Here is a 20,895-nt window from a genome sequence, read left to right on the forward strand (position 1 = left end):
CCTTCAGAAGGCGGTGAGATAGCGGTCCAGCTCCCAGGGGCCGACCGTGGAGTGCCAGTCGAAGAACTCCTCGCGCTTGAGGTCGGCGAAGTAGCGGCTCACGCCCGGCCCGGCGGCGTCGAGGGTGCCGCTGATGACGTCGTCGGACTGGAGGGCCTCGACGGCGTGCAGCAGGGTCGGCGGGAGTTCCGGTCCCTTGCCCCCGGCGCCCGGCTCGCCCGGGTCGAGGCCGCGTTCGATGCCGTCGAGTCCGGCGGCCAGCGCGCCGGCGGCGGCGAGGTAGGGGTTGGCGGCGCCGTCGCCGCCGCGCAGTTCGACGCGGTTGCCGTCGGGGACGCGCACGAAGTGGGTGCGGTCGTTGCCGCCGTAGCCCGCGACCCGGGGCGACCAGGTGGCGCCGGAGCGGGTGGAGACGGCGCCGGTGCGCTTGTAGGAGTTGACGGTGGGTGCGATGACGGCCTGGAGGGCGCGGGCGTGCTCGACGATCCCGGCGACGAAGGAGTAGGCGAGCGGGGAGAGGCCGAGGCCGCGGGTGTCCGCCGGGTCGGGGAAGGCGGGCTCGCCGTCCCGCCACAGCGACAGGTGCAGGTGCATGCCGGTGCCGGTGCGGTCGGTGAACGGCTTCGGCATGAACGTGGCGGTCATGCCGCGCTGTTCGGCGAGGACCGACACCAGGTAGCGCATGGTGATGACCCGGTCGGCGGTGGTGAGGGCGTCGGCGTAGCGGAAGTTCTGCTCGAACTGGCCGTTGCCGTCCTCGTGGTCGTTGGCGTAGTTGCCCCAGCCGAGGCTGTTCATCGCGGTGGAGACGGCGGTGAGGTGGTCGTACATCCGGGTCAGGCCGCGGGCGTCGTAACAGGGTTGCGAGGCGGTGTCCCTGGCGTCGGCGACGCTGAGCACGCCGTGTTCGTCGCGGTTGACCAGGAAGTACTCGACCTCGGCGCCGACGGCCAGGGAGAGTCCCCGGGCGGCGGCCCGCTCAAGGAGCGAGCGCAGGATGACGCGCGGGGCGTAGGGCCAGGGCTCTCCCTCGACGTACGGGTCGCAGTGGACGAGTGCGAGGCCGGGTTTGACGAAGGGGAGCGGGGTGTACGAGGAGGCGTCGGGCCGGGCGACGACGTCCGGGTCGCTGGGCTGCTGGCCGAGTGCGCCGGCCGCGTATCCGGCGAAGCCGACGCCCTCGTCCCGGAGTTCCTCGACGGCCTGGGCGGGGACGAGCTTGGCGCACGGCTTGCCGGTCAGGTCGACGAAGACGGCGAGCACGAACTCGATGCCGTCGTCCCGGACCAGTGCGGCGAGGTCGGTCGTCATGGGGGCCTCCCGGGAGGTGTCCACTGACATGAATCACTGTTGCACACCAGTAGACAGTAGGTGCGTTACGGCGGGATTTCCGCCCGGGAAGTTCCCCGTAAGCCGAAGGGCCGGTCACCGCCTCCGAGGAGGGGTGACCGGCCCTGAGGAGCCGTCAGGAGAGGTCGGCGGCGGCCTTGTCGGCGACGAGGGCCGGTGTCGGCCCGCCGTCGGCGATCCACAGCGGCTTCAGCCGGTACGTCAGGAGGTAGAGGACCGTGCCCGCGCCCGCCGCGACGAACATGCTCAGGTCGCCGGCGCCTGGGAAGGCCTTCGAGAACGGCCCGGTGTAGAAGCTGGACTGCCAGAACGGCACCGACGCGGCGACCCCGCCCGCCCAGGCGACGAACCCCCAGTCCAGGATCCGTCGGCGGTCGTAGAGTTCGGCGATCCGGGACGGGTCGGAGCGGCCGCCCAGGTAGAAGTCGAGCAGCAGCACGGCCGCGAACGGGGCGATGAAGTAGGCGGTGAGGTTGAGGAAGACCTTGAACTTGTCCTCCGTGCCGGACTCGCCCCACAGGCTGATCGCGTAGGCCAGCAGGCAGATCGCGGTGACCGCCTGGCTGCGGCTGACCGGGACCTTCAGGGTCTGCACGGAGATCGCGCCGCCGTAGACGTTGAGGAAGTTCTGCGCGAGCGCGGACAGGCCGACGGCGATCAGGGCCGGGACGGCGAACGGGCCCGCCAGTTCGTGCAGGGCGGTGATGGAGTCGGAGCTGGTGGCGCTGCCGCCGACGACCACGCCGAGGATGCCCAGCCAGCAGATGGTGACGAAGTTGCCGAGCCCGGTGTACCAGGCGGTGCGGGTGACGACCTCGGGGGTGTCGGGCAGGTAGCGCGAGTAGTCGGAGGCGAAGGGGGCCCAGGCGACCAGGAAGGAGAGGAACCAGCCGCCGAAGGTGATCCAGCCGCCGGTGGCGCCGATGTATCCGGAGGCGTGCGGGTCGGAGTGGAAGAAGCTGCCGCCGCGCACCACGGCGACCACGGTGATCAGCAGGAACAGCGGGGTCAGGACGTAGGTGAGCACCCGCTGGAGATAGTTGATCATGTTGTAGCCGTAGATCGACACCACCAGCTCGGCCGCCGTGAGCACGGCCGCGCACAGCCAGAACGGCAGGTGCGTCAGCTCGGCGAAGGCCTTGCCGCCGAGGATGACGGTGACGGAGGCCCAGCCGATCCCCGCGAAGACGTTGATGTAGGCCACCGGCAGGAAGTTGCCGAAGAAGCCCAGCGGGCCGCGGGCCTGGATCTGCTGCGGCACCCCGAGCCGTACGCCCATCCGGGACATCACGGCCATCAGCAGGGAGCCGAGCGCCGCGCCGATCACGATGGCCGTCGCCGCGGCGCCGAAGCTCAGCCCGAACCAGGCCGCGCTGAAGCCGAGCAGGATGATCGGGAAGTTGAGGCCGGCCGCGAACCAGACGAAGAACTGCGAACTGGGTCTGCCGTGGCGCTCGTTGTCGGGGATGTGGTCGACGCCGAAGGGCTCGACCTTGGTGACCGCGCTGCCGTAGACCGGCGCCGGTGTTCCTTCTGTCATGCGGTGCTCCTGCTCTTGCTACGGGAGGAAGGTCACCACGGCAGCGGCGCCGTGTGCGAGATGTCGAAGAAACCGCCGCCGCTGTAGACCAGCGGGGCGAGGTCGTCGTGGCGGGCGGAGACCACCCGGCCGGTGAACACGGTGTGGCTGCCGGCCTCCAGGCGTTCCCCGATCTCCACCTCCAGCTGGGCGCAGGAGCCGTCGATCAGCGGGGCGCCGAAGGCACCGGGCGTCCAGGAGATCCGGGCGAACTTGTCGTCGCCCTTGGCGGCGAAGGTCTTCGCGACGTCGAGCTGGTCGGCGGCGAGGATGCTGATGCCCAGGTGGGTCGCCCGGTGCAGGGCGGGGTGCGTGGCGGAGCTGTGCTGGACGCAGACCAGCACCATCGGCGGGTCGAGGGAGATGCTGGAGAAGGCGTTGCAGGCCAGCCCGCGGGGGGTGCCGTCGTCGTCCGTGGTGACCACGGTGACGCCGGTGATGAACTTGCGGTGCACCCCGCGCACCAGGTCCGGGTCGACGGCGGCCTGCTGCGCGGTGGTGATGATCCCGAGCGCTTCGAGGAGCTGACGGGAGTCGAAGGTCACCCACTCCTCGGCCACGGCCGGTCCTTCGAAGCGGGCGAAGGTGGCGCCCGAGACCTCGACGGGTTTGCCGGTGGGCGGCACCCCGAGGAAGGCGCCGGTGTGGCGCCCGGTGCTGCGCCAGCGGACCGCCACCCGGTCGCCGTCCTCGACGACGTCCTCGATCTCGGTGCGCAGATCGGGGAACGCCTCCCGCACCGCGCGGACGGAGTCCTTGAACTGGTCGCGGTTCTGGGTGGCGCCGGCGGGGCCGCGGCGGCGGACGTAGGAGGGGCTGAGCAGGTCGTCCAGGGCGTCGACCCGCCCCTGGTCCCAGGCGGCCCGCCAGGCGGAGCGGAGGAGGGAAGTGCGGTCAAGAGTGTGGGTCATGGCGGTCCCATCGGTCAGCTCTTGTATGGCAGAGGACGGTAAGTACGCCGCACAACCGTGTCAACACCCCCGACACAAAAGCTCGATCCGCCCTGGTAGGCGCGTCAAATACACAGGTCATGGTTGTTTCGGCGAGGTGAACCCTTGACGGGCCCGATCCACCCTCCTAGCCTCGCTTGCATGGCACAGCCGAAGCGGAAAGGACACTTGATGCGGTTCTCGATATTCCACAACCTCGGAGCGCCCGGCCGGCTCGGTGAGTACGCCCAAGTCATGGACGAGGCACGCGAGTTCGCCGTAGCGGCCGAAGAGGCGGGGTTCTGGTCCACCTGGTACACGGAGCACCACTTCGGCCACGAGGCCATCGAGATCACTCCGAACCCGGTTCTCATGGGCGCCGACATCGCGGCCCGCACCTCGCGTATCCGGATCGGCCAGGCGGCCTCCATCGCCACCTTCTGGCATCCGCTGCGCCTGGCCGAGGACATCGCGATGCTCGACCAGCTCTCCGGCGGGCGCGTCGAGGTCGGCCTCGGCCGGGGCCTCTACGGCCGCGAGGCCCTGAACCTCAACGCGCTCGCCGACCCGCGCGACCAGGAGCAGAACCGGGCGCTGTACGAGGAGACGGTCGAGATCCTGCGCAAGGCGTGGAGCGGCGAGTTCTTCGCGCACAAGGGCCGCTTCTACGAGTTCCCGGCCCCCGGGGTGAAGTGGAACCACCCGCTCTCCCCCGCCACCGACGACTACACCACCGCCGGCGTGATCACGAAGATGCAGGTCACCCCGTTCCCGCTGCAACGCCCGCACCCGCCGCTCTGGCAGGTCATCGACAGCCCCCGCTCCATCCGGGCCGCCGCAGCCGACGGCGTCCAGGGCATGTTCTGGCTGCCGCCGGTCTCCGCCCTGAAGGAACGTTTCGAGCTGTACCGGTCCACGGCGAGCGAGGCGGCCGGCCGCGAGTACGCGCTCGGCGAGGGCATCGGCCTGGTCCGTGACGTGTACGTCGCCGACACCATGGAGCAGGCCCGCGCCGACTTCGAGGAGGCGCTGATGACGACGTACCGCTGGATCATGCACTGGCGGGGCCTGGCCAACCTGATGGAGGCCGACGAGCAGCTCACCGACGCGCACCAGCTGTCGTACGACTTCCTGCACGACCGCAACCTGCTGGTCGGCACCCCCGAGTACGTCGCGGAGAAGATCGCCGAACTCCGTGACGAGGTCGGTCTTGAGCACCTGCTCCTGTGGACCACGCACCCGGGCCTTGAGCACCGCAAGGCGATGCGCAGCCTGGAGCTGTTCGCGGACAAGGTCATGCCGGAGTTCGCCGCATGACGGACATCCGCAAGGTCGTGACCGTCGTCGACGAGGTGCTGCTGGAACTGGGCCGCCCGGTGGCCGCTCCGGTACGGCGGGTCGCGGTCGCCGCGGTGATCCGCAACCCGTGGGCCGGGCGCGGCTTCGTGGCCGACCTCCAGCCCGAGGTGGAGGCGGTGGCACCGGAGCTGGCGCAGCTCCTGACCGGCAGGCTGATCGCGGAACTCGGCGGTGCCGACCGTGTGGAGGCCTTCGGGAAGGCGGCCGTGGTCGGGCTCGACGGCGAGGCCGAGCACGGCGGAGCGCTCATCCACACCCCGTACTTCGGCAACGTCCTGCGGGAGCTGACGGAGGGCACCTCCATCATCGTCTTCAACGACGACCGGCTGCCGGCGGGCGAACCGCTGACCGTGCCGCTGTGGCACAAGACGGCCGCCGCGACCCGCTCGCACTACCAGACCGTGCAGATCAGGGTCCCCGACGCGCCCCGCCCCGACGAGATCGTGGTGATCGCCGCCGCCGCGTCCGGGCCCCGCCCCAACGCCCGTATCGGGGACCGCCGTACCGACCCCGTGGTCCGCCTCGCCGACCTGGAGAAACTGGAGAGCGCCCGATGAACGTCCGGAAGATCATCACGTACACGGAGGACATCCACACCGAGGGCGGCCGACCGGTCGACCCGCCCGCCCGTACGGCGGTGGTGCTCGCGGTGATCGAGAACCCGTGGGCGGGCCAGGGCTTCGTGGCCGACCTGCTGCCCGGCATCGACGAAGTCGCCCCGCAGCTCGGCGAGTTGCTGGCACCCCGGGTGGTCGCCGCGCTCGGCGCGCCGGTGGAGGCGTACGGCAAGGCGGCGATCGTGGGCCTGGACGGGGAGATCGAGCACGGCTCGGGCCTGATCCACACGCTGAAGTTCGGCGACCACTTCCGCAAGGCGGCCGACGCGACGACCCTGCTGCCGGCGGTGGAGAAGCGGGCGGCGGCCGGCACGGTCTTCGACATCCCGCTCAAGCACGTCACCGACGCGACGATCCGCTCCCACCACCAGAGCATCGAGGTCCGGGTCCCGGACGGCCCCCGCGCCGACGAGATCGTCATCGGCCTCGCGGCGGCGGCCCAGGGCAGGCCCCAGGCACGGCTGGCTCCGCTGGCCACGGAACAGTGACATGACGGCGGCGGCCCTGAGCCACGAGGTCCACGGCGACGGTACGGATCTCGTGCTGCTGCACGGTGTCGGCCTCGACCGGAGCATGTGGGCACGCTGCCTGCCGTCGCTGACGGCACGGCACCGGGTGACCCTGGTCGACCTGCGCGGGCACGGCGACTCCCCACCGGCGGCTCCCGGTGTGTCGCTGGCGGACCTGGCCGAGGACGTGGCCGGACTCCTGGACGGGCCGACCCATCTGGTGGGCTTCTCGCTGGGCGCCCTGGTGGCCCAGCACCTGGCCGTCACGCGCCCTGAGTTGACGGCCACCCTCACCTTGGTCAGCTCGGTCGCCGGGCGGTCGGAGGAGGAGCGGACGGCGGTGGCCGGGAGGCGGGAGCGGGCACGGGCGGATTTCGAGGGGTCGGCGCGGGCCGCCGTCGAACGCTGGTTCTCCCCGCAATGGCGGTCGCGTGAGCCGGAGTCGGCGGACCGGGTGCTCGCCACACTGCTGGCGAACGACCGGACTTCGTACCTGGCCTGCTACGACGTGTTCGCGACGGCGGACATGGGGCTGTGGCCCCTCCTGCCGGACATCGCGGTTCCGACCCTGGCGGTGACGGGTGCGGACGATCCCGGATCGACCCCGGAGATGACCCGCCGGCTGGCCGACCGAATTCCAGGTGCCCATGCGGAAGTCCTGCCCGGAGCACGCCATCTGCTGCCGCTGGAACGCCCTGAGGAGCTGACCGAGGTGATCCTGAAACACACGGCACCCTGGGCGCCCCTTTAGGGGCGCGGGGAACTGCGCGAGCAACCACACTCAACCCGCACCCGAGGAGCCCACCGCATGCCCCCACTCCCCCGCCACGACCACTACATCGCCGGCGAATGGACCGCACCGGCCTCCGGCGAGTACTTTCCCAGCCTCAACCCCACCACGGCCCAGCCCTGGTACGAGGCAGCGAACGGCACCGCCGAGGACGTCGACCGCGCCGTCCGCGCCGCCCGCACCGCCTTCGAGGACCCCCGCTGGCGCGACCTCAGCCAGACCCGCCGGGGCCGCCTGCTGCGCGACCTCGCCGACCTCATCGGCGAGCACGCCGAGGAACTCGCCCGCACCGAAACCCTCGACAACGGCAAGCTCCTGCGCGAGATGCGCGCCCAACTCGCCGGTCTCCCCGAGTACTTCCACTACTACGCCGGCCTGGCCGACAAGATCCACGGCGAGGTCATCCCCGGCGCGAGCCGTGACCTGCTCAACTACACGCTGCGCGAACCCGTCGGCGTGGTCGGCGCGATCACCCCCTGGAACTCCCCCCTCCTCCTCACCGCGACCAAGCTCGCCCCGGCCCTCGCCGCGGGCAACACCGTGGTCGTCAAGCCGTCCGAGCACACCTCGGCCTCCCTCCTCGCCCTCGCCCCGCTCTTCGAGGAGGCCGGCTTCCCGCCGGGCGTCGTCAACGTGGTCACCGGCTTCGGCCCGACCGCCGGCGGCCCCCTCACCGAGCACCCGGACGTCGCCAAGGTGACCTTCACCGGTTCCACCGAGACCGGCCGCCGTATCGCCCGCACCTGCGCCGACCGGTTCGTCCGCTGCACGCTCGAACTCGGCGGGAAGTCACCGAACATCGTCTTCCCGGACGCCGACCTGGCGTCGGCGTCGATGGGCGTGATCGCGGGCATCTTCGCGGCGGCGGGCCAGACCTGTGTGGCCGGCAGCCGGGTCCTGGTGCATGAGGACGTGTACGACGAGGTCCTGGAGCGGGTGACCGCGCGGGCCGCCACCATCCGGATCGGCGACCCGCTGGAGGACTCCACCGAACTCGGCCCGCTGGCCCTCGCCGACCAGCTGGCCAAGGTCGAGTCGTACGTCGCACTCGGACTGGCCGAGGGCGGCAAGGTGGTCTGCGGCGGGACCCGGCCCGACACCGGTCTCGACGGCTGGTTCTACTCCCCCACGGTCTTCACCGGCACCGACAACGCGATGCGGATCTGCCGGGAGGAGATCTTCGGCCCGGTCGCCACCCTCCTGCCGTTCGCGTCCGAGGAGGAGGCCCTGGCCATCGCCAACGACTCGTCGTACGGCCTGGCCGCGGGCGTGTGGACCCGGGACGTGAACCGGGTGCACCGGATGGCGGCGCGGCTGGAGGCGGGCACCGTGTGGGCCAACACCTACCGGTCGATGTCGCCGATGTCCCCGCGGTCCGGCTTCAAGAGCAGCGGCACGGGTGTCGAGCACGGCACGGAGGTGATCCGGGAGTACACGCGGCTGAAGAGCGTGTGGGTCAACACGAGCGAGGAACCGGCCGGTGATCCGTTCATCCTGCGGTCATGAACGACCCTTGTATGGCAGAGCGACCGGCATCATCACAGCCTGTTGACGTCACCCGACGGCCCCGACTACGTTCACGTACCATGCAAGAACCCAGTGGCCGGGCACGGAAGCCGCTCCAGCAGACGAGCATGCAGGCGCGCGTCGCCGAGGAGCTGCGGCAGATGATCATCACCGGTGAGCTGCCGCCGCGCTCCAGCCTGTCCGAGATGGCGCTGTCGGAGACCTTCGGGGTCAGCCGTACCCCCATCCGTGAGGCCCTGAAGCAGTTGCAGATCGAGGGCCTGGTGGAGGTACGGCCGCGGGTCGGCACGTTCGTCGCGGTGCCCTCGCGGCGGGAGATCACCGAGCTGTTCCAGATGAAGGAGCTGCTGGAGGGCGCCGCGGCCCGGCTGCTCGCCTTCCGGGGCAACGTGCCCGAGGTGACCCGGCTGCGCGACACCATGCGCGAGGCCGACGAGGCGGTGCGGTCGGGTGACGCCGAGGGGTACGCGCGGCTGGTGCACGAGTTCCACGACCTGATCGTCGTCGGCGCCGACAACACCAAGCTGGAGGCGCACTACCGCACCCTGATGAACCAGCTCGCCTACGCCCGGCTGGTCCGCACCTCACTGGCCCAGCCGGGCCGCCTGACCGAGTCGGACCACGAGCACCACCGGGTGCTGGACCTCGTCCTCGCCAAGGACGGCGACGGCGCCGAGCGGGTCATGCGCGAGCACGTCCGGCGCAGCCATCAGGCGCTGCTGGCCGGGATGGACGAACGGGAGCGGGCGGAGCGGGCGGAGGGGGACCCGGGAGGGCCCGGTTCCCCGAGGTGACCGTCCGGTCCCGGCCTCACCTGGGCGTCTGCTCCGTGGACGCTCCGGAGGCGGTGCGGGGCGCCGGGTAAACTCCGTGCACGTGACTTCAGCCGCACCCGCCAAGCCCCGTATCCCGAACGTCCTCGCCGGACGCTACGCCTCCGCCGAGCTCGCCACGCTCTGGTCGCCCGAGCAGAAGGTGAAGCTGGAGCGGCAGCTCTGGCTCGCCGTGCTCCGGGCCCAGAAGGACCTCGGGATCGAGGTGCCGGACGCGGCGATCGCCGACTACGAGCGGGTCCTCGACACCGTAGACCTGGCCTCCATCGCCGAGCGCGAGAAGGTCACCCGGCACGACGTGAAGGCGCGGATCGAGGAGTTCAACGACCTCGCCGGGCACGAGCACGTGCACAAGGGCATGACCTCCCGTGACCTGACGGAGAACGTCGAGCAGCTGCAGATCCGGCTCTCGCTGGAGCTGGTCCGTGACCGTTCGGTGGCCGTCCTGGCGCGTCTGGGCAAGCTGGCCGGCGAGTACGCCGAGCTGGTGATGGCGGGCCGCTCGCACAACGTGGCCGCGCAGGCCACCACCCTCGGCAAGCGCTTCGCGACCGCCGCCGACGAGCTGCTCGTGGCGTACGGCCGCGTGGAGGAGCTGCTCGGCCGCTACCCGCTGCGCGGCATCAAGGGCCCGGTCGGCACCGCCCAGGACATGCTGGACCTGCTGGGCGGGGACGCGGCGAAGCTGGCCGAGCTGGAGGACCGGATCGCCGGGCACCTCGGTTTCTCGCAGGCGTTCACCTCGGTCGGCCAGGTGTATCCGCGCTCGCTGGACTACGAGGTGGTGACCGCGCTGGTGCAGCTGGCGGCGGCGCCGTCCTCGCTGGCCAAGACGGTCCGGCTGATGGCCGGGCACGAGCTGGTGACCGAGGGCTTCAAGCCGGGCCAGGTCGGTTCCTCGGCGATGCCGCACAAGATGAACACGCGGTCCTGCGAGCGCGTCAACGGCCTGATGGTCATCCTGCGCGGCTACGCCTCGATGACCGGCGAGCTGGCGGGCGACCAGTGGAACGAGGGCGACGTGTCCTGCTCGGTGGTGCGCCGGGTGGCTCTGCCGGACGCCTTCTTCGCGCTCGACGGTCTGCTGGAGACCTTCCTGACGGTCCTCGACGAGTTCGGTGCCTTCCCCGCCGTCGTCGCCCGTGAGCTGGACCGCTACCTCCCCTTCCTCGCCACCACCAAGGTGCTGATGGGCGCGGTGCGGGCGGGCGTCGGCCGTGAGGTCGCGCACGAGGCGATCAAGGAGAACGCCGTCGCCACCGCGCTCGCCATGCGTGAGCAGGGCGCCGAGCGCAACGACCTGCTGGACAAGCTGGCGGCCGACGAGCGGCTGCCGCTCGACCGCGAGCAGCTCGCCGCCCTGATGGCCGACAAGCTGTCCTTCACGGGTGCGGCGGCCGCCCAGGTCGGAGTCGTCGTCGGCCGGATCGAGGAGATCGCCAAGCAGCACCCGGAGGCGGCCGGCTACACGCCCGGAGCGATCCTCTGACCCGCTTCGCGGCGGCGGAGCTGGAGGCCGCCCGCGACCGTCTCGTCCCGGACGTGATCGCGGACGGCCTGCACGTCCTGTTCTGCGGGATCAACCCCGGCCTGATGACCGCGGCCACCGGGCACCACTTCGCCCGCCCCGGCAACCGCTTCTGGCCGGTGCTGCACCTGTCCGGCTTCACACCGAGGCTGCTCAAGCCCGCGGAACAGGGCGAGTTGCCGTCGTACGGACTCGGCATCACCAACGTGGTGGCGCGGGCGACCGCGCGGGCCGACGAACTGACGGCCGCCGAGTACACCGAGGGCGGACGCCTGCTGACGGCGAAGGTGGAGCGGGTCCGGCCGCGATGGCTGGCCATCGTGGGCATCACGGCCTACCGGGCCGCCTTCGACGACCGCAAGGCCCGGATGGGACCGCAGGAGCGGACCATCGGCGACACCCGGGTGTGGGTGCTGCCGAACCCCAGCGGACTGAACGCGCACTGGACGGCGGCCACGATGGCGGAGGAGTTCGGGCGGTTGCGGGAGGCGGCGCGGGGCTGACCACCGGGGTCCCACCGGGGGGACCGGAGGGGGGACCGGAGAGGTCAGGCGTCCCGTCGGTGCAGGCTCCGGGCGCCGGCGAGCAGTGCGGCCGCCGTCCACAGCGCGGTGACCGCGAGTCCGGTCCACGGGCCGAGGGAGCCGTGCCGGGTGCTGTGGAGCGCCACCTGGCCGGCGCGGTCGGGCAGCAGGTCGGCGAGGCCTCCGGAGAGGTCGCCGATCACGAAGGACACGGTCAGCAGGAACGGGATCAGGACGGACAGCGTCGCGGTGCCGCTACGCAGTACGGCGGTGAGTCCCGCCGCGAACAGGGCCATCAGCGTCAGATAGACACCGCAGGCCACCGCTCCGCGCAGCCCCACGGCCCACGGGGGACCGGCCGCTCCGAGCAGGTACTTCCCCAGCGCCAGCGTGGCGAGGCCGGTGACCAGGCCCACGGCGAGCACGGGCAGGGCGATCGCCGTGGCCTTGGCGGCGAACCACCGCCGCCGGTCGGGTACGGCGGACAGGGCCAGTCGCAGCGCGCCGCCCCGCAGGTCGGACGAGACGGCGGTGGCGCCGAACGCGATCGCCGCGATCTGCCCGAAGGAGACGCCGAAGAACACCGTGAAGAGCGGGTCGGAGCCGTCGTCGGTGCCGGCCGCCACGAGTCCGGAGAAGGCGACGGTGACGGCCAGGAGCGCGCCCAGGCCGCCGACGAGCGGGCGAAGGGTCCGGATCTTGATCCACTCGGCGTCCAGGACGGGCTGGAAGGGCTGGAAGGGCACGGTCAGGCCTCCTGGTGGTGGTGCGCGGTGAACTCGGCTTCCGCCGACGTCAGATCGAGGTAGGCCTGCTCCAGCGTGGCCTCCTCCTGGGCGAGTTCGAGGACGGGGACGCCGGCGTCGGCCAGGACGCGCCCGATGTCCTCCACGCGCGCGTGCCGCACGGTCCAGGCGCCGTCCGCGCCGCGCCGCGCTTCGTATCCGTGCCGGGTGAGCAGTCTGTCGAGTTGCCCGTCGTCGGTGGTGCGGACCCTGGTCGCGGGCCGCACGCGCGCGTGGATGAGGTCCCGGACCGGGGTGTCGGCCAGCAGTCGGCCGCGGCCCAGGACGATCAGGTGGTCCGCGAAGGAGGCCGTCTCGTTCATCAGATGGCTGGAGACCAGTACCGTGCGGCCCTCCGCCGCCAGTCGGCGCAGCAACCGGCGGATCCAGACGATGCCTTCGGGGTCCAGGCCGTTGGCGGGCTCGTCGAGGAGGACCACCTCGGGATCGCCGAGCAGGGCGGCGGCGATGCCGAGCCGCTGACGCATGCCCAGGGAGTACGTCCGTACCCGGCGCCGGGCGGCGGGGGCGAGGCCCGTCTCCTCCAGCACCTCGTCGACCCGGCGGTCCGGGACGCGGTTGCTCGCGGCGAGGGCGCGCAGGTGGTCGCGTCCGGTGCGGGAGCCGTGCGCGGCGTCGGCGTCGAGCAGGGCGCCCACCCGGCGCAGGGGCTCGTGGAGTTCGGGGTACGGGCGGCCGCCGACCGTGGCGGTTCCGGAGGTGGGGCGGTCCAGGCCGAGGACGAGCCGCAGGGTGGTGGACTTGCCGGCGCCGTTGGGGCCCAGGAAGCCGGTGACCCGGCCGGGGTGGACGGTGAAGGTGAGGTGGTCCACGGCCCGTCGGCCGCCGTACTCCTTGGTGAGGTCGTGCACGTCGATGCTGGTCATGGCCAACACTCTGGCCGGTGGGGCGGGTTGGGCTCCTCCCCCGCCGGTGGGGATCGTCTCCCCCGCCCGGGGGAGGTCCGTTGTCAGTGGTGCCTGTCACGATGTCCGCATGGCCCGCTTTCTGCGCCCGCTGCTGCGGGGGACGACGTACACGCGACTGCTGCACCTGTGGGTGCCGTTGCTCGTCGTGGGCCTCTGGCTGTTCGTCGACCCGTCGACGCCGTGGGTGCCGGCCCTGGTGCTGGTCCCGGTCGGGCTGATCCCCGCCGTGCGCCGGGGCGAGGGCGTGCAGGCGCGGCTGCTGCTCACGCCGGGCGAGGCGGACTCGGGGATCTCGGAGACGCCGTCGGCGACCTGGCGGGACCGGGGGCGCACGGTGCTGTGGCTGGAGGCGCGGATGGTCCTCGGCTCGGCGGGTGCGATGGTCTCGGTGTGGCTGCCGGCGATCGCGTTCGACCTCGCCCGGCTCGCGGCGGGCCGGGCACCCGACGGCCTCCCCCTGCTCGACGCGGCCCGGCCGCACTGGGCGTACGCCCTGCTGGTCCCGCTCCCGTTGATCGCCCTCTACGGAGCGGTCGTCGGTTTCGGGGAGCTGATCACGGCGATCGCCCGGCGGCTGCTCGGCCCGTCCGCCGCCGAGCGGCTCGCGGCCCTGGAGGAGCGCACCGAGCAACTGCTGGAACGCACCCGGATCGCGCGCGAGTTGCACGACTCCATCGGGCATGCGCTGACGGTGGCGGTGGTGCAGGCGGGCGCGGCCCGGGCGGCGGGAGATCCGGAGTTCACCGACCGGGCGCTGGCCGCCATCGAGGAGACCGGCCGTAGCGCGCTGGAGGACCTGGAGCGGGTGCTGGGCGTGCTGCGCGAGGAGCGGCGGCCGGTGAGCGGGCGGCCCACGCTCACCGACGCCGACCGGCTGCTGGAGTCGGCGCGGGCCTCGGGGGCGAAGGTGGACGCGGAGGTCACCGGCGCGCTGGAGACGGTGCCGGGCCCGGTCTCCCGGGAGGGCTACCGGATCCTCCAGGAGGCGCTGACCAATGTGCTGCGGCACGCGGGGCCGGTACCGGTGCGGGTCCGGGTGACCGTGACCGGCGGGGTGCTCGGCCTGGAGGTGCGCAATCCGCTCCCCGGCGCGCTACCCGGGCCCGGGCGGGGCAGCGGGCTGCGCGGGATACGCGAGCGCGCGGCCCTGCTCGGGGGCAGCGCGCGGACCGGACCGGACGCGGGCGACTGGCAGGTGCACGCCGAGTTGCCGGTGCGCTGATCTACGCTGGCCGGATGCCGGTCACCGTTCTCCTCGTCGACGACGAACCCCTCGTACGCGCCGGTCTGCGGGCCGTGCTGGAGGCGCAGCCCGACATCGAGGTGGTCGGCGAGGCGGCGGACGGGGCGGCGGTGATCCCGCTGGTGCGGCAGCTGCGGCCGGACGTGGTCGCGATGGACGTACGGATGCCGTTGCTGGACGGGATCGAGGCCACGCGCGCGGTGCTGCGCACGGTCGCCGAGCCGCCGAAGATCCTCGTGGTGACGACGTTCGAGGACGACGAGTACGTGTACGAGGCGCTGCGCGCGGGTGCCGACGGGTTTCTGCTGAAGCGGGCCCGGCCCGCCGAGATCGTGCACGCGGTACGGCTGGTCGCCGAGGGCGAGTCGCTGCTCTTCCCCGCCTCGGTACGGCAGCTCGCCGCCCGGTACGGCGAGGGCGGCGGGCGGGACGGGCTGGGATGGGCGCGGCTGACCGGGCGGGAGGCCGAGGTACTGCGGCTCATGGCGCAGGGGCTGTCCAACGCCGAGATCGCCGGGCGGCTGGTCGTCGGGACCGAGACCGTGAAGTCCCATGTGGGGGCGGTGCTGGCGAAGCTCGGGGCGCGGGACCGCACCCAGGCGGTGATCGCGGCGTACGAGTCGGGGTTCGTCGCGCCCCGCTGACCGGGAATCCCCGGCAGGTAGGGGGCGCCGGACACTCGCCGGGGTCGTCTGTGGGGAAGTACGATCCGGCCAACACGCTCGGCAAGCTGGGAGGACGGACGTTGGCGGGGCTGACCGGCGGTGATCCGTCGCTGTTGCGGAGGATCAACTCCGCGGTGGTGCTGCACGCGCTGCGTGCCACGGACTGCGCGACGCTCACGGAGATCACCCGGGTGACGGGGCTGTCCCGGCCGACGGTCGAGGGGGTCGTCGAAGGGCTCATCGAGGGGGGTCTGGTCGTCGAGACGGCGGCCGAGGAGGGCGCGGCCCGGCGGCAGGGGCGGCCGGCCCGGCGGTTCCGGTTCCGGGCCGAGGCCGGGCATCTGCTGGGCCTGGAGATCGGCCCGCACCGCGTCGCCGCGCTGCTGTCCGATCTGGACGGCCGGATGCTGGGGGCGCAGGCCAAGGACGTCGACGAGACGGCGGACGCGGACGAGCGGCTGGAGCGGCTGCGGACCGCGGTCGCCGAGCTGCTGCGCCGGGCCGGGGTGGCGCGCAGTTCGCTGCGGGCCGTCGGGGTCGGTACGCCGGGCATCGTCGAGGCGGACGGCACGGTACGGCTGGGCACCGCGCTGCCCGAGTGGACGGGGCTGCGCCTCGGCGAGCGGCTGAGCCGGTCCTTCAAGTGCCCGGTGCTGGTGGAGAACGACGCCAACGCGGCGGCCGTGGCCGAGCACTGGAAGGGGGCCGCGACCGAGTCCGACGACGTGGTGATGGTGCTGGCCGGACTCAGTCCGGGCGCCGGTTCGCTGATCGGCGGGCGGCTGCACCGGGGCTACGGCGGGGCGGCCGGGGAGATCGGCGCGCTGCATCTGCTGGGCCGCGAGGTGACGCCGGAGACGCTGCTGTCCACCACCGACGAGCCGCTGCACCCGCTGGACGAGCAGGCGGTCGCCGAGGTGTTCGCGCTGGCCCGCAAGGGCGACGCGCGGGCGCGGGCCGCCGTCGACCGGTTCATCCAGCGGCTGGTCCACGACGTGGCCGCGCTGGTGCTGGCCCTGGACCCGGAGCTGGTGGTGATCGGCGGCTGGGCGGCCGGCCTCGACGGCGTCCTGGAGCCGCTCCGCCGCGAACTGGCCCGTTACTGTCTGCGTCCGCCCCGGGTCGCCCTGTCGCTCCTCGGCGAGGCGGCGGTGGCGACGGGCGCGCTGCGGCTCGCCCTCGACCATGTGGAGGAGCAGCTGTTCGCGGTGGACGGCACGGTCACCGCACGCCGCTGAGCGGCCGAGTCGGGAGACGGTCACGGTGGACGGCACGGTCACCGGACGCCGCTGAGCGGCCGAGTCGGGAGACGTGTCGCGCCCCGGAGGGGATCCGGGGCGCGATCTGGTGCGGTGCGGTGGCTACGAGGCCCGCTGTTCGGGGCCGTGGTGGATCTCGACGCCGCCGGAGTCGCCGAAGGTCAGGCGGCAGGTGTCGGCGCGGTAGGTGGCGCTGGAGAGCGCGGCGACGCGGCCGGCGGCGAGGAAGCGGGTGGTGACGACCAGGACCGGGGCGCCGGGGAGGCGGTCGAGTTCCTTGGCGTCGTCCGCGCGGGCCGAGCCGAGCTCCACGGCGCGGTTCTGGCCGTCCAGCTCCAGGCGCTGCAGCTCGCGCAGCACCGCACGCGCGCGTGCCGCTCCGGACGGCGCGTCGATCGCGGTCAGGTCCGGGACCGAGGCGGCCGGGACGTAGAGCAGCTCGGCGGCGACGGGCTGACCGTGCGAGACACGGGAGCGGCGCACGATGTGCACGGGCTCCTCCGCGCCGGTCTCCAGGGCGGCCGCGACGGCGGCGGGCGGCACCGCGAGGGTGCAGTCGACGGGCTGCCAGGCGTCCTCGGGGGCGCCGGGCCAGACGTGCCGGCCGGTGCCCACGGCCACGCCCATCCGCGGGGGCGCGACCGTCGTACCGACACCGCGGCGGCGCTGCAGGCGGCCTTCCAGTTCGAGCTGTTCGAGGGCCTGACGGAGCGTGGCGCGGGCCACCCCGAAGCGGGCGGCGAGGTCGCGCTCGTTGGGCAGGATCTCGCCGACCGAGAACTCCGAGTCGAGTGCCTCACTGAGCACGGTCTTGAGATGCCAGTACTTCGGTTCCGGCACCGATTCCAGCTGCGTGGTCCCCACCCTGTCCTCCGCAATCGCCGTGGTCCGGCGGCGTTTTAGCGCCCTTGTTTATTAAAGGTTGTTGTACTTATCTGCGACCATAGGGCGGCGCACACCCTTGGTCAAGACCAATCCTCGATCCCTGGGGCAACGCATAGAAAGCGGTGCCATGCACCGTTCATGAGGCGTTCGCGCGGGGGCATTTTCGTGACATGGCGGCAAAGCTCCCGTCGCAGTGCGGGAGCCGCCGGACACAGGGGTCAGAGGCCGGAGAGCGACCGCAGCTTGTCGGGGTTGCGGATGATGTAGACGGCCCGGACGGCGCTCCCGTCGACGTCCAGCTGGAACACGCTGTCGGGCCGGCCGTCGGCGAGCAGGAGCACCGCCGGGCCGCCGTTGAGCTCCAGGAAGCGGAAGGACATCCCGGCACCCTCCTTGCGGGCGACGCCGAGCAGGAACCGGCCGACCTTGCCGGGGGTGACGATGACGCGCAGCGCCGCCGACGCCTTGCCGCCGCCGTCGCTCACCAGGCGCACGTCGGGGGCGAGCAGGGCCATCAGCCCCTCCAGGTCGCCGCCGGCCGCGGCGGCGAGGAACCGTTCGGTCAGGTCCCTGCGCCGGGCCGGGTCGACCTCGTAGCGGGTGCGCCGCTCGTCGACGTGCCGGCGGGCGCGCCCGGCCAGCTGCCGCACCGCGGCCTCACCCCGGTCGAGCATGGCGGCGATCTCGGCGTGCGGGTACCCGAAGGCCTCGCGCAGCACGAACACGGCGCGTTCCAGGGGCGACAGCGACTCCAGGACGACGAGGACGGCGAGCGAGACGGAGTCGGCCAGTTCGGCGCGCTCGGCGGCGTCGGGGGCGGCGGCGGTGGCCGTGGCGGTGGTGCCGAAGTCGGTGACGTACGGCTCGGGGAGCCAGGGACCGACGTAGGTCTCGCCGCGGGCCCGGATCTGGCGGAGCCGGTCGATGGCGAGCCGGGTGGTGATGCGCACCAGGTAGCCGAGCGGTTCGCGGACGTCGCCGCGGTCCGCGCCGGACCAGCGCAGCCAGGCGTCCTGGACCACGTCCTCCGCGTCGGCCACGCGGCCGAGCATGCGGTAGGCGACCCCCATGAGCGCGGGACGGTGTTCCTCGAAGACGTCGGTCAGGGTGTCGGCGGTCACGGCCCCATCCCATCCGACACGTTTCCCCGTGTCCAGGCGGAATGGCTCCGTCCCCCGTGCGCCCGGCCCAGAATGATCGGCGGGCCGCCGGTGGCCGGCGGCGGACAGGGGAGGTGGCCGATGCGGTACGCGGTGCTGGGCACGGGCGAGGTGGGCCGCACGCTGGGCGGCAAGCTGGTGGAGCTGGGGCACGAGGTGACGCTCGGCTCGCGCACCGAGGGCAGTCCGGCCGCCCTGGAGTGGGCCCGGTCGACGGGCGGGCGCGCCGGTACGTTCGCGGACGCCGCGGCCGCCGCCGAGGTGGTCGTCAACGCGGTGGGCGGCCGGGTGGCGCTCGCGGCGCTGGAGGCGGCGGGCGCGGAGCATCTCGCCGGGAAGGTCCTCGTCGACGTCTCCAACCCGCTGGCGGTGGAGGACGGCGGAATACGGCTGGATCCGGTCGGGTCGGACAGCGTGGGCGAGCAGATCCAGCGGGCGTTCCCGCACGCGCGCGTGGTGAAGACGCTGAACACGGTCAACTGCCAGGTGATGGTGGATCCGGCGCGGGTGCCCGGTGCGCACAACCTGTTCGTGTGCGGCGCGGACGCCGACGCCAAGGCCCAGGTGACCGCGCTGCTCGGGGAGTTCGGCTGGCCCGCCGAGCGGGTGCTGGACCTGGGCGGGATCGAGGCCTCGCGGGCGGTGGAGATGTGGCTGCCGCTGTGGGTCTCCCTCATGCAGCGCTTCGGGCACCCCGATTTCAACCTGGAGCTGCGCGGGGCGCTTTGACGGCCCGCGCGGGGCGGCGCACGACACACCCCGCCGGGGACTACCCGCGAGTAGCAATTGCTGACAAGCTGTCTACGGCACGGCGTCCGCCGAGGTCCCAGGCATCCCGCCGCAGTCCCAGACGAGGAGCCCCCATGTCCGCCACCGTCTCCTTCAAGGTCCCGGCCGCGCACGGCCAGCAGGACGTGACCGTCTCCTACGCGCGCGTGGGCCGCGGCGAGCCGCTGGTCCTGATCCATGGCATAGGGCATCACCGGCAGGCCTGGGACCCGGTGGTGGACATCCTCGCGACCGAGCGGGACGTGATCGCCGTGGACCTGCCCGGCTTCGGCGCCTCCCCCGGTCTGCCCGCGGGGCTCGCCTACGACCTCCCGACGACCAACGCCGTGCTCGCCGCCCTGTTCGAGACGCTGGAGCTGGACCGGCCGCACGTGGCGGGCAACTCGCTCGGCGGGCTGCTGGCGCTGGAACTGGGCCGCGAGAAGCTCGTCCGGTCCGTCACGGCCCTCTCCCCGGCCGGGTTCTGGTCGCAGGCCGAACGGCGCTACGCCTTCGGCGTGCTCATCGCCATGCGGCGGATCGCCGAACGGCTGCCGCTGCCGCTGGTCGAGCGGCTGTCCCGGTCGGCCGTCGGGCGGACGGCCCTGACGAGCACCATCTACGCCCGCCCGGCGCGCCGTTCACCCGAGGCCGTGGTCGCCGAGACGCTCGCGCTCGCGCAGGCCACCGGCTTCGCCGACACCCTGCGGGCGGGCTCCGCCGTCCAGTTCGGCGACGACATCCCCGGCATCCCCGTCACCGTGGGCTGGGGCACCCGGGACATGCTGCTCGTACGCCGCCAGGGCGTCCGCGCCAAGCAGATCATCCCCAAGGCCCGCCTGGTCCGCCTCCCCGGCTGCGGCCACTGCCCGATGAACGACGACCCCGCCCTCGTCGCCCGCGTCATCCTCGACGGCAGCCGCTGACATCCGACCGGCACGCCCCACGGCTCCGGCAGCCACCGTCCGGGGGCTCGCAGCGGCCGGGGTCCCCGCGGGCGCCGATCGACGGGTGCGGCGGGGTCCGGCACCCGCCGCCACTGACCGACGACCGAGGCGACCCGGAATCCCCGCGAGCGCCGGCCGGTGAGCAGGACGGCGCCGGGGCGTGGCCGCCGACCCGGAGCGGATCGTGGTCGTCTCCGGAGTGGCGCGGGCGGCGGCCCTGCCCGGATCCGTGCTGCACGCGCGCGGGCCGCGCGAGATCGCGGTGGCGGACCCCGGCAGCCCGCGGCACGACGGTCTCTACGAGGCGGCCGGGACCCGGGCGGTACCGCTGCCCCTGGACGACGAGAGCCTCGCCCTGCGCCCGCCGCGCAAGTCGGGCGTCCGCGCGGTGGTGACGACCCCCGCCCACCAGTACCCGACCGGAATCACCTACTCCGCCGACCGCCGCACCCAGTTGCTCGACCGGGCCCCGTTTCGTACGGCTGGTGGCCGCCGCGGGGGTGGCGGTGCGGTCACTCGGCGCGTGCGCGCACGCGCGGGGCGACGAGTCCGCCGTACGGCTGGTGCTCGGGTACGCGCATCTGCCGCCGGCGCGGATCCGGGAGGGGGTGCGGCTGATGGCGCAAGCGGTTGCCGGGTGACCTTCCCGGCCCGGTCAGTTGTTCACCCGCGGTTTCCGTGCGCGCTGCGGCGCCCCAGTAGTTGTGGC

The 20,895-nt window shown here is 72.9% G+C and carries 20 protein-coding genes and 2 pseudogenes; 15 read left to right on the plus strand and 7 right to left on the minus strand.

Going from position 1 to position 20,895, the window contains the following annotated elements; genetic code table 11:
- Positions 1–3: 3 nt before the first annotated feature.
- From glnT to ACIPSJ_RS43700, 3 genes are all read right to left on the minus strand, one after another.
- On the minus strand, positions 4–1,311 hold the full coding sequence (gene glnT / locus ACIPSJ_RS43690; RefSeq protein WP_359219564.1) for a type III glutamate--ammonia ligase: 1,308 nt from the start codon (positions 1,309–1,311) through the stop codon (positions 4–6).
- Between the two features lie 154 nt (positions 1,312–1,465).
- A complete protein-coding gene (locus ACIPSJ_RS43695) occupies positions 1,466–2,890 on the minus strand; it encodes a cytosine permease (RefSeq protein WP_362585544.1) in 1,425 nt (474 codons plus the stop codon).
- 32 nt (positions 2,891–2,922) lie between these two features.
- Positions 2,923–3,840 (minus strand): flavin reductase, encoded by a 918-nt coding sequence (locus ACIPSJ_RS43700; protein WP_401354538.1) that lies wholly within the window; start codon positions 3,838–3,840, stop codon positions 2,923–2,925.
- A 210-nt stretch (positions 3,841–4,050) separates the two neighbouring features.
- On the opposite strand from ACIPSJ_RS43700, the gene ACIPSJ_RS43705 reads away from it, so the two are divergent.
- From ACIPSJ_RS43705 to mug, 8 genes are all read left to right on the plus strand, one after another.
- Positions 4,051–5,175 carry an LLM class flavin-dependent oxidoreductase gene (locus ACIPSJ_RS43705; RefSeq protein WP_401354540.1) on the plus strand — a complete coding sequence of 375 codons (1,125 nt, stop codon included), beginning with the start codon at positions 4,051–4,053 and terminating at the stop codon, positions 5,173–5,175.
- Positions 5,172–5,774, plus strand: a complete 603-nt coding sequence (locus ACIPSJ_RS43710) for an amino acid synthesis family protein (RefSeq protein ID WP_401354543.1) — start codon at positions 5,172–5,174, stop codon at positions 5,772–5,774. The genes ACIPSJ_RS43705 and ACIPSJ_RS43710 overlap by 4 nt, the downstream gene beginning before the upstream one ends.
- On the plus strand, positions 5,771–6,322 hold the full coding sequence (locus tag ACIPSJ_RS43715; protein WP_355726482.1) for an amino acid synthesis family protein: 552 nt from the start codon (positions 5,771–5,773) through the stop codon (positions 6,320–6,322). The genes ACIPSJ_RS43710 and ACIPSJ_RS43715 overlap by 4 nt, the downstream gene beginning before the upstream one ends.
- Position 6,323: 1 nt before the next feature.
- Positions 6,324–7,094 (plus strand): alpha/beta fold hydrolase, encoded by a 771-nt coding sequence (locus tag ACIPSJ_RS43720; protein ID WP_401354546.1) that lies wholly within the window; start codon positions 6,324–6,326, stop codon positions 7,092–7,094.
- 57 nt (positions 7,095–7,151) lie between these two features.
- Positions 7,152–8,639: an aldehyde dehydrogenase gene (locus ACIPSJ_RS43725; RefSeq protein ID WP_401354548.1), complete on the plus strand. Its 1,488-nt coding sequence runs from the start codon at positions 7,152–7,154 to the stop codon at positions 8,637–8,639.
- Positions 8,640–8,719: 80 nt separating this feature from the next.
- Positions 8,720–9,454, plus strand: coding sequence for a GntR family transcriptional regulator (locus tag ACIPSJ_RS43730; RefSeq protein ID WP_401354550.1), 735 nt, complete (start codon positions 8,720–8,722; stop codon positions 9,452–9,454).
- Between the two features lie 76 nt (positions 9,455–9,530).
- Positions 9,531–10,982 carry an adenylosuccinate lyase gene (gene purB, locus ACIPSJ_RS43735; protein ID WP_401354553.1) on the plus strand — a complete coding sequence of 484 codons (1,452 nt, stop codon included), beginning with the start codon at positions 9,531–9,533 and terminating at the stop codon, positions 10,980–10,982.
- Positions 10,979–11,524: a G/U mismatch-specific DNA glycosylase gene (gene mug / locus ACIPSJ_RS43740; RefSeq protein ID WP_401354861.1), complete on the plus strand. Its 546-nt coding sequence runs from the start codon at positions 10,979–10,981 to the stop codon at positions 11,522–11,524. The genes purB and mug overlap by 4 nt, the downstream gene beginning before the upstream one ends.
- Before the next feature lie 398 nt (positions 11,525–11,922).
- Here mug and ACIPSJ_RS43745 read toward each other — a convergent pair.
- Positions 11,923–12,015 (minus strand): annotated as a pseudogene (locus ACIPSJ_RS43745) (ABC transporter permease); the annotation flags it as partial.
- Positions 12,016–12,293: 278 nt separating this feature from the next.
- Positions 12,294–13,217, minus strand: a complete 924-nt coding sequence (locus ACIPSJ_RS43750; RefSeq protein WP_401354556.1) for an ABC transporter ATP-binding protein — start codon at positions 13,215–13,217, stop codon at positions 12,294–12,296.
- 109 nt (positions 13,218–13,326) lie between these two features.
- Between ACIPSJ_RS43750 and ACIPSJ_RS43755 the strand changes: the two genes are divergently transcribed.
- The 3 genes from ACIPSJ_RS43755 (at position 13,327) to ACIPSJ_RS43765 (ending at position 16,405) form a co-directional block, all read left to right on the plus strand.
- Positions 13,327–14,481 carry a sensor histidine kinase gene (locus tag ACIPSJ_RS43755; protein WP_401354559.1) on the plus strand — a complete coding sequence of 385 codons (1,155 nt, stop codon included), beginning with the start codon at positions 13,327–13,329 and terminating at the stop codon, positions 14,479–14,481.
- 14 nt (positions 14,482–14,495) lie between these two features.
- Positions 14,496–15,146: a response regulator gene (locus ACIPSJ_RS43760; RefSeq protein ID WP_401354561.1), complete on the plus strand. Its 651-nt coding sequence runs from the start codon at positions 14,496–14,498 to the stop codon at positions 15,144–15,146.
- Positions 15,147–15,247: 101 nt separating this feature from the next.
- On the plus strand, positions 15,248–16,405 hold the full coding sequence (locus ACIPSJ_RS43765; RefSeq protein ID WP_355719195.1) for an ROK family transcriptional regulator: 1,158 nt from the start codon (positions 15,248–15,250) through the stop codon (positions 16,403–16,405).
- Between the two features lie 123 nt (positions 16,406–16,528).
- Here ACIPSJ_RS43765 and ACIPSJ_RS43770 read toward each other — a convergent pair whose 3' ends face one another.
- Both ACIPSJ_RS43770 and ACIPSJ_RS43775 read right to left on the minus strand, forming a co-directional pair.
- A complete protein-coding gene (locus ACIPSJ_RS43770) occupies positions 16,529–17,290 on the minus strand; it encodes a GntR family transcriptional regulator (RefSeq protein ID WP_401354564.1) in 762 nt (253 codons plus the stop codon).
- Between the two features lie 239 nt (positions 17,291–17,529).
- Entirely contained in the window at positions 17,530–18,432 is a 903-nt protein-coding gene (locus tag ACIPSJ_RS43775; RefSeq protein ID WP_401354566.1) for an RNA polymerase sigma-70 factor, read from the minus strand.
- A gap of 120 nt (positions 18,433–18,552) precedes the next feature.
- On the opposite strand from ACIPSJ_RS43775, the gene ACIPSJ_RS43780 reads away from it, so the two are divergent.
- The 4 genes and pseudogenes from ACIPSJ_RS43780 to ACIPSJ_RS43795 all read left to right on the plus strand — a co-directional run bounded on the left by ACIPSJ_RS43780 (position 18,553) and on the right by ACIPSJ_RS43795 (position 20,827).
- A complete protein-coding gene (locus ACIPSJ_RS43780) occupies positions 18,553–19,200 on the plus strand; it encodes an NADPH-dependent F420 reductase (RefSeq protein ID WP_401354569.1) in 648 nt (215 codons plus the stop codon).
- Positions 19,201–19,334: 134 nt separating this feature from the next.
- The gene (locus ACIPSJ_RS43785) at positions 19,335–20,165 is read left to right on the plus strand and encodes an alpha/beta fold hydrolase (protein WP_359219596.1); all 831 of its coding nucleotides are present in this window, start codon (positions 19,335–19,337) and stop codon (positions 20,163–20,165) included.
- A gap of 169 nt (positions 20,166–20,334) precedes the next feature.
- Positions 20,335–20,655, plus strand: a pseudogene (locus ACIPSJ_RS43790) (PLP-dependent aminotransferase family protein); the annotation flags it as partial.
- A 16-nt stretch (positions 20,656–20,671) separates the two neighbouring features.
- On the plus strand, positions 20,672–20,827 hold the full coding sequence (locus tag ACIPSJ_RS43795; RefSeq protein ID WP_401354573.1) for a hypothetical protein: 156 nt from the start codon (positions 20,672–20,674) through the stop codon (positions 20,825–20,827).
- Positions 20,828–20,895: the final 68 nt, after the last annotated feature.

The organism is Streptomyces sp. NPDC090088 (genome assembly GCF_044747345.1).
GTDB lineage: Bacteria > Actinomycetota > Actinomycetes > Streptomycetales > Streptomycetaceae > Streptomyces.